The following is an 11,217-nucleotide window of genomic DNA, read 5'->3' as shown; positions in this document are numbered from 1 at the left end:
CCGGCGGCTCCAGGGAGCGCTTGCCGGCGATATGGCCTGGACCTGGAAAATAAGTGAGAATGCAGGCCAATGGCGGCCAGCAAATCGCGCCTATCATATCCAAGAATCGTCACTAGCTCACTAGCTTAAGGCCCAAGGCGCAAATGAAACGATCTGCTTTCTTTATCTCCGACGGCACCGGCATCACGGCCGAAACGCTAGGCCAAAGCCTGTTGGCACAGTTCGAAAACATTACCTTCGCCAAATTCATACGTCCGTACATCGACAGCGTCGACAAGGCGCGGGCCATGGTACAGCAAATCAATAAAGCCGCCGAAACCGACGGTTTCCGCCCGATCATCTTCGATACCATCGTCAATCAGGACATCCGTGAGATTCTCGCAACGTCCAATGGTTTCATGATCGACATTTTTTCCACCTTCCTGGCGCCCCTGGAGCAGGAACTGAGCGAGCATTCTTCCTACTCGGTCGGCAAGTCCCATTCCATTGGCCACAACTCCAACTACATGGAGCGGATCGAGGCGGTCAACTTCGCGCTGGACAACGATGACGGCGCCCGCACGCATTATTACGACAAGGCCGACCTGATCCTAGTGGGTGTGTCGCGTTGTGGTAAGACACCGACGTGCCTGTACATGGCGATGCAATTCGGCATCCGCGCGGCCAACTATCCGCTGACCGAAGACGACATGGAGCGCCTGCAACTGCCCAGCGCCCTGCGCGCCCACCAGCACAAGCTGTTCGGCCTGACCATCGACCCGGACCGCCTCACCGCGATCCGCAACGAGCGCAAGCCCAACAGCCGTTATTCCAGCTATGCCCAGTGCGAGTTCGAAGTGCGCGAGGTGGAAAACCTGTTCCGGCGGGAGAATATTCCGCACATCAATTCCACGCATTTTTCCGTGGAAGAGATTTCGGCGAAGATCCTGGTGGAGAAAGGGGTGGAGCGGCGGTTCAAGTAACCCGCAGGCACACCATGGAACCTGTGGGAGCGAGCCTGCTCGCGATCGCGGTGGGTCAGTAAAGTTAATGTTGGCTGACACTCCGCTATCGCGAGCAGGCTCGCTCCCACAGGGGATTTGTAGTGCTGCTGGCTACTGCGCCAGACGCCCGACCAACACCTTCCCCACCTCCAGCGCCGACGCCGGGTTCTGACCGGTGATCAACTCACGATCCATGACCACATGGGACGTCCAGGGTGATGTGTTGCTGCTGTATCGCCCACCCGCCTGCTCCAGCGCGGTTTGCGGATAGAACTTCATGCTCCCGCCGCCCAGCAGCCCCTTGGCCAATTCTTCCTCCTGATTGCTGATCACCGTCATCTTGTACCCGGCATAGATCCAGCCGGCCTTGGCCGAGGCCTGGCCTTTGGCTGCCAACTGGCCAACGAAGCCCTGGGCATCGGTCATGGTCGACAGCAACGCGATCGGGCCATGGCAGACCAGCGCGGTGGTCTTGCCCTTGTCATGAAAATGCGTCAGCACCCGCCCCAGCGGCGCGCTCGTGAGCAAATCCTGCATCGGTGCATGCCCGCCCGGGATGTACAGGGCATCGAACCGGTCCAGGCCGATCTGCTCGACACGGGCCAGGCTGATCACCGGTGAGTCCTTGGCCGACGTGATCTTCAACTGCCCCAGCAACGCCTGGTAACGCTCCAGCTCCGCCGAGTCATTGTTGAAATACATCTTGTCCACCGAGGAACGGTCCAGCGTCGGCGCCTTGCCCTCGGGCGTTGCGAACGTCACCTGGTGACCCGCCTCCAGCAAGAGTTTCACCGGTTGCAGCAATTCGTTGAGGTAGAACCCGGTGGAGAAGACCTGGCCATTTTTCAGGTCCAGATGATCGGCGTCCGACAGGACCACCAGCACGTTATCGGCATGGGCCGCGACGCTGATGCCTGCCAGAACGACAGACGTTGCCAAGGTAGTGAGTTTTTTCATGATGACTCCAGGACGCTTCGATAAAAGATGCGCTCACTGTATTGATGCGCTTACCGGCGATAAACTAGCTGACCGGAACATCACCTGGCCCCTGGAGGCAACAATGCCCCGTCGATTCGATCATCTGGCTGACGTGGAAGCCTTCGTCACGGTCGTGGAAAAAGGCACCCTCAGCGCCGGCGCCGTGGCGCTGGGAACCACGCCTTCGGTCCTGAGCCGCGCCATCTCCCGCCTCGAAGCCCGGCTCGGCGTGCAATTGTTGCGTCGTACGACCCGAAGGCTGAACCTGACCGATGCCGGCACGTTGTACCTGGAACAGTCGCGCTCGGCCTTTGCCCTGATTGACGATGCGGAGCGGCGAATCCAAGGCCAGGACGGCGTCCTGACCGGTCGCGTGCGCTTGAGCGTGCCGACTACCTACGGCCATTACCGACTGCCATCGTTGCTGTCGCGTTTCGCCCAGGCGTGCCCGCAAGTGCGGGTGGAGCTGAGCATCACCAACCGCAATGTCGACTTGGTGGCCGAAGGGTATGACCTGGCGATCCGCCTCGGGCCATTGCCGGACAGCGGGCTGGTCGGCCGCAAGCTCGAAGACGCCCGCCTTTGCCTGGTGGTCGCGCCGCACTACCTGGCACGCGCCGGAACGCCCCGGCACATCGATGATCTGGCGGCCCACGCCTGCCTGCCCTTCGTGATGCCCAGCAGCGGACGCATCGCACCTTGGCTATTTCGCGAAAATCAGCAAGATCGGGAATGGCTGCCGGCGGGCAATGTCCAGGTGTCCGACGATGTATTGGGCATCGTGTCCCTGGCCCAGGCCGGGATGGGGATCTGCCAGACCTACGAATTCATTGTCCGGGAGCGCATCAAGCGCGGGGAACTGGTGGCTTTGCTGGAAGACTTCGGCGGACGCAGCCGGCCGTTTTCAGTGATCTACCCACCCCATCGGCAATTGCCGGCGGCGGCACGGGCGTTGATTGATTTTCTGATAAGAGCAGAGGCCACCTGTGGGAGCGAGCCTGCTCGCGAAAGCATCACCTAGGCCTGACTGACAGACCGAGCTGCCTGCATCGCGAGCAGGCTCGCTCCCACAAAGTCCCTGGCCTACTGGGCTAGTGCCGCCTGCTCTTCCATCTTCTTGCGCAAGCTCAGCGGGCGCATGTCGGTCCAGACTTCTTCGATGTAGGCCAGACATTCCTTCTTGAACCCGCTCTTGCCGACCGTGCGCCAGCCCTCGGGCACGGCCTTGTAGTCTGGCCAGATCGAATACTGTTCTTCGTGGTTGACCACGACCTGAAAGACGATGTCCTCGCGGTCGAATACTGAAGTCATGGGTGTCTCTCCATCTTTGCTCGAGGTTCGCTGCGTCACAGGCGCAGCCAGGATATGAAAGGAACGTATGGGGCCGGGTGAAAATTAACGGTCGGTGACCGCCGCATGCAGCGCTCGCCCGAAAATCTCGGCGACCCGGTCGATTTCCGTCCGGGTGATGATCAGCGGCGGCAGGAACCGCACCACGCCGCCCTGCCGACCGCCCAGCTCCAGGATCAGCCCGCGCTTGAGGCATTCGCGTTGCAGGCGTGGCGCCAGCTGCGCATGCACGGGCGGATGGCCCTGGGCATCCCGCTTACCCGCCGGATCAACCAATTCAACGCCGAGCATCAGCCCGCGGCCGCGGATATCGCCCAGTTGCGGGAAGTCCCGCTGGAGGATGTGCAGGTGCTCGCTCAAGCGTTCGCCCATGGCCGCGGCATGGCCCGGCAGGTCGTGCTCTTGCAGATAGCGCATCACTGCGGAACCGGCGGCCATGGCCATCTGATTGCCCCGGAAGGTGCCGGCGTGGGCGCCCGGCAGCCAGGTGTCGAGCCAGTCGCGGTAAACCACCACCGCCAGCGGCAAGCTGCCGCCAATGGCTTTGGACAGCACGACCACGTCGGGGATGATCCCGGCATGCTCGAAGGCAAACATCTTGCCGGTACGACCGAAGCCGCTCTGGATTTCGTCGACGATCAACGCCACCCCGGCTTGCTCGGTGATCCGCCGCAAGCCGCGCAGCCAGTCCAGGTCGGCGGGAATGACCCCGCCCTCGCCCTGCACCACTTCGACGATGACCGCCGCCGGCAATTGCACGCCCGCCTCCGGGTCGTTCAGCAGATTTTCGAGGTAATGCAGGTTGGCCTTGACGCCCTCGACACCGCCCAGCCCGAACGGGCAGCGGTAATCGTAGGGGTACGGCATGAACTGCACGCCGCTGCTGAGCAAGGCGCCCAAAGGTTTCTTCGGCCCCAGGCTGCCCATCAGGCTCAATGCGCCTTGGCTCATGCCGTGGTAACCGCCCTGGAACGACAACACGGTGCTGCGTCCGGTGGCGGTGCGCACCAGTTTGAGGGCAGCTTCCACCGCGTCGGTCCCGGTGGGGCCGCAGAATTGGATCTTCGCCTCGGCAGCCAGCGGCGCCGGCAACAGGCCGAACAGGTCCTGGACGAACCGGTCCTTGACCGGCGTGGTCAGGTCCAGGGTGTGCAACGGCAACTCATCGGCCAACACCTGCTGGATCGCTTCGATCACCACCGGGTGGTTGTGCCCCAGCGCCAGCGTGCCGGCCCCGGCCAGGCAATCGATGAAAGTGCGGCCTTCGACGTCCTCGACATACAACCCCTTGGCGCGCTTGAGGGCCAGGGGTATCCGCCGAGGGTAGCTGCGGGCATTGGACTCCTGCCGACTCTGGCGAGCCAGCAGCGGCGATTCATTGAACTGGTAGAGCGTCTCGGCCGGCCCGGGGCTGACCCGCGCCGGCTGTGCTTCGATAAGGCTGTTGGCGACTGACATCTCTCGACCCCGCAATAGGTAGTGACCCAAACGGCACACCGGGCAGATGCGCATCCGGTCGGGGCGCACATGCAGGTTTCCTGTTGTGGAGACGCATCAGCCACGGGGGGATTTACTCTCGGACAGCACTTTCGCCGTCGGCGCGATCAGTGGCTTGTGCATCGCGATGGCCTTGACCCCACCAAGGGCGAAGGCCTCGGCGCTTTGCTCGAAGCCCAAGTGTCGATAGAAGGCCTGGCTGGAACGGGTGCTGTTGAGGCGCACCCGGGCCACCCCGCGCCCGCGCAGCCAGGTCTCAATGTCTCGCATCAGCGCCTGGCCGACACCTCGGCGGAAAGATTCCGGCTGCACGTAGCAGAAGGCGATCCGGCCACTGGCCGTGGCCATGGCGACACCCGCCGGGCGCCCCTGCAAGCGTGCCAGGGTCAGGCGCAACCGTGGGTCGATCAGCCAGGGGCGAATATGCGCGAGCGTGTTGTGGCGCACCCAGGCGGCCACGACAGTGGGGTCGTTGCGGTGTTCGGCGGCACACCCGACACGGATGGAGCGCTCGGCGATCTGGCTGATGATGCCGACATCTTTGGCCGTGGCCGTGCAGATTTGGATGAGAGTATTCATGGCGCGTTTTCCTCAGTCCTTGAGTCGAGCTGAAAAAAACATAGACCTGGATAACGCCAGTGCGCCAATGGCAGGTCGTTACAGCAGATGTACGCAAGCCTGAAGACGCAAAATCCGTGGGAGCAAAACCTGTGGGAGCAAAGCTTGCTCGCGATGGCAGCACCTTGGCCTACAGTCAGACCGAGGTGCCTGCATCGCGAGCAAGCTTTGCTCCCACAGGGAATTAACCGGGCAGCACCTGCACCGGCATCGTCAATTCAACCCGCAACCCATCCGCGCGGCTGTCGAAATGCAGGCCACAGCCGCAACGCTGGACGATCGCCTGGACGATCGCCAGCCCCAGTCCGCAGCCGGTGCTCTGGCCGTTGCGCCAGAAGCGTTGGGTCAGGTGCTGGATATCGTCGGCGGCGATGCCCGGGCCGTGATCGCGGACCTGAAAGCGCACGCGCTGGCCAATCATTTCCAGGCTCAGTTCCACATCGGTATCGTCCGGGGTGTGGCGCAGGGCGTTATCCAGCAAATTGCGCAGGGCGGCGATGGAGAGCACCGACGGCATTTGCACCGGTGCGTCGGACAGCCCTGGCGCCAGGTGCAGCTTGATTCGCCGGGACTCACTGCTGGCCGAGTCCTGGATCGCCAAACGCGCGACCTGCTCGGCGTTGCATTGCACGCCATCGTCGAACGACAGGCTGCCTTCGACCCGAGCCAGCAACAGCAATTGTTCGAGGGTGCGGTGCAAGCGGTCGGCACCCTCCTCGGCCCGGGCCAGGGATTGGTCGCGAGCGGCGCCCTCGGTCATGCGCGCCACTTGCAGGTGCGTCTTGATGGCGGTCAGCGGGCTGCGCAGTTCATGGGCGGCATCGCCGGTCAGCCGCCGCTCGCGCTCGATGGTCTTGCCGATGCGCTGGAACAGCTGGTTCTGGGTTTCCAGCAGAGGGCGAAGTTCGCTGGGCAACGGATGAATCTGCAAGGGTTCCAGGGAATCGGCATTGCGCCGCATCAGCGCATCGCGCATGCGATTGAGCGGCGCCAGGCCCTGGCCGATACCCAGCCACAACAGGCACAGGCAACCGAGCAGCGCCACGCCCACCGGCACCGAGGCGGCCAGCAGCACCGACATGTTCAAGGCTTCCCGTTCGATCTGGCGGTCAGCGGTGGTGATGCGCAAGTCGCCCCGGGCCAGGGTGAAGCTGCGCCAGGGCGCGCCATCGATCATCTGATCGTGAAAGCCCATTTTCTCGGCCTCCAGGACCTGTTCCGGGGTGCCGTGGCTGCGGGCCAGGATCTCGCCGCGCAAGGAGCTGACCTGACAGGCCATGCCGCCGGGAATGCTCAGTTGCTCAGCGCTGAAATGCGTGCCGTCACCTTTGGTCGGCAAGGGCGGCAGTTGCTCCAGCAACCCGGCCACCATCCGCGCCGAGGCCACCAGGCGCTGGTCGAGGGAGAACATCATCTGGTTGCGCAGATCACTGAGCATCCACGCCGCAGCCAGGGCCCAGATCAGGGCAAAGGCCGCGCCGAGGGTCAGGCTCAGGCGCAGTCGCAGGCTCATCACTTGGAGGATTCTCCGCCGTCGGCCGGCCCCAGGCGATAACCCAGGCCACGCACGGTCTCGACAATGCCGTTACCCAATTTACGCCGCAGGTGATGGATATGGACGTTGAGGGCGTTGCTCTCCAGCTCGTCGTTGAACCCGTAGACGCTGTCCTTGAGTTGCTCGCTGGACAGCACCCGGCCGCGACTGTGCAAGAGTGCCTGCAACAGCGACTGCTCACGCCGGGACAGATCCACCGGCTGGCCGTCCAGGGTGGTTTCCCGACTGCTGGGGTCGTAGGTCAGGCGACCGTGCTCGATCAGGTTGACGCTGCGCCCCGCCACGCGCCGCAGCAGCGTGTGCAGGCGCGCCGCAAGCTCGCGCAGGTCGAAGGGCTTGAGCAGATAATCGTCGGCCCCGGCCTGCAAGCCGTCGACCCGGTCGGTCACCGAGTCACGGGCGGTGAGGATCAGCACTGGCGTTTCCAGCCCCTGCTGACGCAGTTGCCTGAGCAACTTGAGACCGTCCTCGTCGGGCAGTCCCAAGTCCAGCACCATGACATCGAACTCGGCCACGCCGACCATCGCCCGCGCCGCCGATGCGGTGGCCACGTGCTCGACCGTCAGGCCCTGCGCCGTGAGGCCGGCAACGATCCCGCTGGCAATCAACTCATCGTCTTCGCAGACCAGTACGCGCATGGAAAGCCCCGTTGAAAAAGGTACATTAGGCCGCCGGCCGATTAAGCCGACATTATGCGACGACTATGGCCAACATGGGCGACCATTGCTGCCTGCCGGTCGCCGCCGGGTTAATCGACGGTTAATCGCCAGTCGCCATTGTGCTTTCCACATGCTTCGTTCTAAGGCTCTGTCCATGCGTCGATTGTTTTTTTTGTGGTTGTTTCTGATCTCGGGCCTGGCCCAGGCCGCCAATCCCTTCGAAACCAAACCCGATTTCCTGCCGGTGGAAAAGGCGTTCGTGTTCACCTCCGAACGCCTGGACTCCGGTGAAACCCAGTTGTTCTGGCAGATCGCCGATGGGTACTACCTCTATCAGCAACGGCTCAAGTTCGATGGCTTGGCCGAGGCGCAAAAACCCAAGCTGCCGGAGGGTGAAGCCCACAGCGACGAGTTTTTCGGCGACCAGCAAGTCTATCGCCAAGCGCTGGAACTGAAGATACCCGCCGGCGCGACGGGCAAGATCAAGGTGGGCTTCCAGGGCTGTGCCGACGCTGGCCTGTGCTACCCACCCCAGACCCAAGTCGTCGACTTGGGCGGCAGCGCACCGGCGGCGACCACCGACGAGGCGCCGGACCAGGCCCTGGCCAGCGGCCTGCAACAACGGGCCTTGGGCTGGAGCCTGCTGGTGTTCTTCGGCCTGGGCCTGCTGCTGGCGTTTACGCCCTGTTCGCTGCCGATGCTGCCGATCCTGGCCGGGCTGGTGGTGGGCAGCGGCGCCGGACCGAGACGTGGCCTGGCGCTGGCCGGCAGCTACGTGATCAGCATGGCCCTGGTGTACGCCGCCATGGGCGTGCTCGCCGCACTGCTGGGGGCCAACCTTCAAGCGTTGCTACAACAACCGTGGCTGCTGGGCAGCTTCGCGGCCATCTTCGTGTTGCTGGCGCTGCCGATGTTCGGTTTCTTCGAATTGCAATTGCCGGCGGCCCTGCGCGATCGCCTGGAAAACGCCGGGCGCCAGCGGCGCGGTGGCAGCCTGGTAGGCGCCGGCGTGCTCGGCGCCCTGTCGGGCCTGCTGGTGGGCCCATGCATGACCGCCCCGCTGGCCGGCGCGCTGCTGTATATCGCCCAGAGCGGCAATGCGCTGCACGGTGGGCTGATCCTGTTCACCATGGGCATTGGCATGGGCCTGCCGTTGTTGCTGCTGGTGACCGTGGGCAACCGCTTCCTGCCCAAGCCCGGCGCCTGGATGAACCTGCTCAAAGGTGTGTTCGGCTTCCTGTTCCTCGGCACCGCGCTGCTGATGATTCGCCCGATCATCGACGGCTCGCTGTGGGTCGGCCTGTGGGGCGTGCTGTTGTTGATCGCCGCCTACAGTGCCTGGCGCCAGACCGAAGGGTTCGGTCGCATCGCCTATGTCTGCGGCAGCGCCTCGTTGCTGTTCGGCCTGTGGGGCAGCCTGCTGGTGATTGGCGCAGCGGGCGGTGGCGATGATTTCTTCCAGCCCCTGAAGGTCTACACCGGCAGCGAGGGCAGTGCGAACGTCGGTGCCCACGACGCGTTCGTCACCGTCAGCGAGCCCGCCGCCCTGCAACGGGAACTGGACGCCGCCAAGGCCCAGGGCCAATGGGTGCTGCTGGACTACTACGCCGACTGGTGCGTGTCCTGCAAGATCATGGAAAAGCAGGTATTCGGCCGCGCCGAGGTGCTCGACGCCCTGAACGGTGTCCGCCTCCTGCGCCTCGACGTCACCGCGGACAGCCCCGCCAGCCGCGAGTTGCTGAGCCGTTACCAAGTGCCTGGGCCGCCGAGCCTGCTGTGGATTGGTGCCGACGGTGAAGAGCGCCGCAGCCAGCGGATCACCGGGGAAGTCGACGCCAAGGCCTTCCTGGAGCGCTGGAACCTCACCCGGGACGCACGCTGATGCTGACGTTCACCCTGGGCACCTTTGCCATCGCCCTCAATCATCTGTTGTTGATCAGTGCCCTGGCCCTGGCGACCTTCGTCGGCTGGCGGGTGGCCAAGCGCGGGGGCGAGAACCCCGAGTCGGTGCTGTTCGTGCTGTTCGTGCTGGGCCTTTTGGCCGCACGGGTCGGTTTTGTTGCCGCCTATTGGCAACATTACCGGGACGACCCGTGGCAGATCGTCGACCTGCGTGACGGCGGTTTCCTGGCCTGGCCGGGCATTGTCGCGCTGCTGGTCGGCGCCTTGCTGTGGGCCCGGCGCCGCCCCGCCTTGCGCCGACCGCTGGGCTTCGGTGTCGGCAGTGGCTTGCTGTTCTGGCTGGTGGCGACAATGTCATTGACGATTTATGAACAAGGCACCCGGCTGCCGGAGATAAACCTGCGCACCGCCGACGGCGAGACCGTGAAGCTCACCGACTACCAGGGCGGCCCTCTGGTGATCAACCTGTGGGCCACCTGGTGCCCGCCTTGCCGACGAGAAATGCCGGTGCTGGAAGAAGCCCAGCAACAGCGCCCGGACCTGACCTTCCTGTTCGTCAACCAGGCCGAAAGCATGCAAAGCGTCAGTACCTACCTGGCCACCCAAGGCCTGAGCCTGACCAATGTTCTGTTCGATGGCAGTGGCCGTCTCGGCCAAGCCGTGGGTTCCATGGCCCTGCCAACTACTCTGTTCTACAGCGCCGACGGCCGCCTGCTGGGCAGCCACCTGGGCGAATTGTCGGAAGCGAGCCTGGCCCGCGCCCTGGAACACTTCGAAACGCCCGACTCGCCTACGACGCCCCACTCCGCCACAAGGAAACCGCCATGCCCCGCCTCCGCCACCTGCTGACCCTGGCCGTTGCCGCCGCACTGTTGCAGGCACCGCTGCTCCAGGCCGAAGAATTGCCTGCGGCCATCAAGAAGATCGAAGCCAAGGGCGCGAAAATCGTCGGCACATTCGAGGCCCCGGACGGGTTGCGCGGTTACGCCGCGCAATACCAGAACCGTGGCATGGCGCTGTACCTGACCCCGGACGGGCAGCACGTCCTGCTGGGCAACCTGTACGACGCCGACGGCAAGGACCTGAGCGCCGAGCCGCTGCAAAAACTGGTCTACGCGCCGATGGCCAAGGAAATCTGGGCGAAGATGGAAGCCAGCAACTGGATCGCCGACGGCAACAAGGACGCACCGCGTACGGTGTACCTGTTCAGCGATCCGAACTGCCCGTACTGCAACATGTTCTGGGAACAGGCCCGGCCTTGGGTCAAGGCCGGCAAGGTGCAGTTGCGCCACATCATGGTGGGCATCATCCGCGAAGACAGCCCGGGTAAATCGGCCGCCTTGCTGGCCGCCAAGGACCCGGAAAAAACCCTGGCCGAGCATGAAAAGGCCGGCAAGGGCAGCCCGCTCAAACCGCTCAAGGACATCCCACCCGCCATCCAGGCCAAACTGGACGCCAACCAGCAGTTGATGGACGAACTGGAACTGTCCGCCACCCCGGCGATTTTCTACCTGGATGAAAAAGGCGACCTGCAACAGCAACAAGGCGCGCCGTCGCCGGACAAGCTGGTGAAGATTCTCGGGCCGAAGTGATATCAAAGCCCAAACTGTTTTTGTGGCGAGGGAGCTTGCTCCCGCTGGGCTGCGCAGCAGCCCTTGGATCTCCTGCTGTGGTT

At 63.8% G+C, this 11,217-nt stretch carries 11 protein-coding genes; 5 read left to right on the top strand and 6 right to left on the bottom strand.

The window, feature by feature from the left end; genetic code table 11:
* Nucleotides 1-143: 143 nt before the first annotated feature.
* A complete protein-coding gene (locus J3361_RS18735; RefSeq protein ID WP_003199510.1) occupies nt 144-962 on the top strand; it encodes a pyruvate, water dikinase regulatory protein in 819 nt (272 codons plus the stop codon).
* 132 nt (nt 963-1,094) lie between these two features.
* Here J3361_RS18735 and J3361_RS18730 read toward each other — a convergent pair whose 3' ends face one another.
* Complete coding sequence (locus J3361_RS18730) at nt 1,095-1,940, bottom strand: type 1 glutamine amidotransferase domain-containing protein (protein ID WP_207965833.1); 846 nt, start codon at nt 1,938-1,940, stop codon at nt 1,095-1,097.
* Nucleotides 1,941-2,043: 103 nt separating this feature from the next.
* Here J3361_RS18730 and J3361_RS18725 point away from each other — a divergent pair, with 103 nt between their 5' ends.
* Nucleotides 2,044-2,982: a LysR family transcriptional regulator gene (locus J3361_RS18725; protein WP_207965832.1), complete on the top strand. Its 939-nt coding sequence runs from the start codon at nt 2,044-2,046 to the stop codon at nt 2,980-2,982.
* Nucleotides 2,983-3,044: 62 nt separating this feature from the next.
* On the opposite strand, the gene J3361_RS18720 is transcribed toward J3361_RS18725, so the two are convergent.
* From J3361_RS18720 to J3361_RS18700, 5 genes are all read right to left on the bottom strand, one after another.
* A complete protein-coding gene (locus tag J3361_RS18720; RefSeq protein WP_053120590.1) occupies nt 3,045-3,272 on the bottom strand; it encodes an MbtH family protein in 228 nt (75 codons plus the stop codon).
* 84 nt (nt 3,273-3,356) lie between these two features.
* A complete protein-coding gene (locus J3361_RS18715; RefSeq protein WP_207965831.1) occupies nt 3,357-4,769 on the bottom strand; it encodes an aspartate aminotransferase family protein in 1,413 nt (470 codons plus the stop codon).
* A gap of 96 nt (nt 4,770-4,865) precedes the next feature.
* Nucleotides 4,866-5,387, bottom strand: a complete 522-nt coding sequence (locus J3361_RS18710; protein ID WP_207965830.1) for a GNAT family N-acetyltransferase — start codon at nt 5,385-5,387, stop codon at nt 4,866-4,868.
* Between the two features lie 223 nt (nt 5,388-5,610).
* Nucleotides 5,611-6,942, bottom strand: a complete 1,332-nt coding sequence (locus J3361_RS18705; protein ID WP_207965829.1) for an ATP-binding protein — start codon at nt 6,940-6,942, stop codon at nt 5,611-5,613.
* Nucleotides 6,939-7,619, bottom strand: a complete 681-nt coding sequence (locus J3361_RS18700) for a response regulator (protein ID WP_122567877.1) — start codon at nt 7,617-7,619, stop codon at nt 6,939-6,941. The genes J3361_RS18705 and J3361_RS18700 overlap by 4 nt, the downstream gene beginning before the upstream one ends.
* 175 nt (nt 7,620-7,794) lie before the next feature.
* On the opposite strand from J3361_RS18700, the gene dsbD reads away from it, so the two are divergent.
* Genes dsbD through dsbG form a run of 3 tightly spaced genes read left to right on the top strand, consistent with a single transcriptional unit; the run spans nt 7,795 to nt 11,134 of the window.
* A complete protein-coding gene (dsbD, locus tag J3361_RS18695) occupies nt 7,795-9,522 on the top strand; it encodes a protein-disulfide reductase DsbD (protein WP_207965828.1) in 1,728 nt (575 codons plus the stop codon).
* Nucleotides 9,522-10,391, top strand: coding sequence for a TlpA disulfide reductase family protein (locus J3361_RS18690; RefSeq protein ID WP_207965827.1), 870 nt, complete (start codon nt 9,522-9,524; stop codon nt 10,389-10,391). Before dsbD ends, J3361_RS18690 begins: the two co-directional genes overlap by 1 nt.
* Nucleotides 10,367-11,134 carry a thiol:disulfide interchange protein DsbG gene (gene dsbG, locus J3361_RS18685; RefSeq protein WP_207965826.1) on the top strand — a complete coding sequence of 256 codons (768 nt, stop codon included), beginning with the start codon at nt 10,367-10,369 and terminating at the stop codon, nt 11,132-11,134. Before J3361_RS18690 ends, dsbG begins: the two co-directional genes overlap by 25 nt.
* The last annotated feature ends 83 nt before the right edge of the window (nt 11,135-11,217 follow it).

The organism is Pseudomonas sp. OA65 (assembly GCF_017498305.1).
GTDB lineage: Bacteria > Pseudomonadota > Gammaproteobacteria > Pseudomonadales > Pseudomonadaceae > Aquipseudomonas > Aquipseudomonas zanjanensis.
Note: the sequence above shows the minus strand (reverse complement) of the source record. Positions and strands in the feature narration are given on the sequence as shown.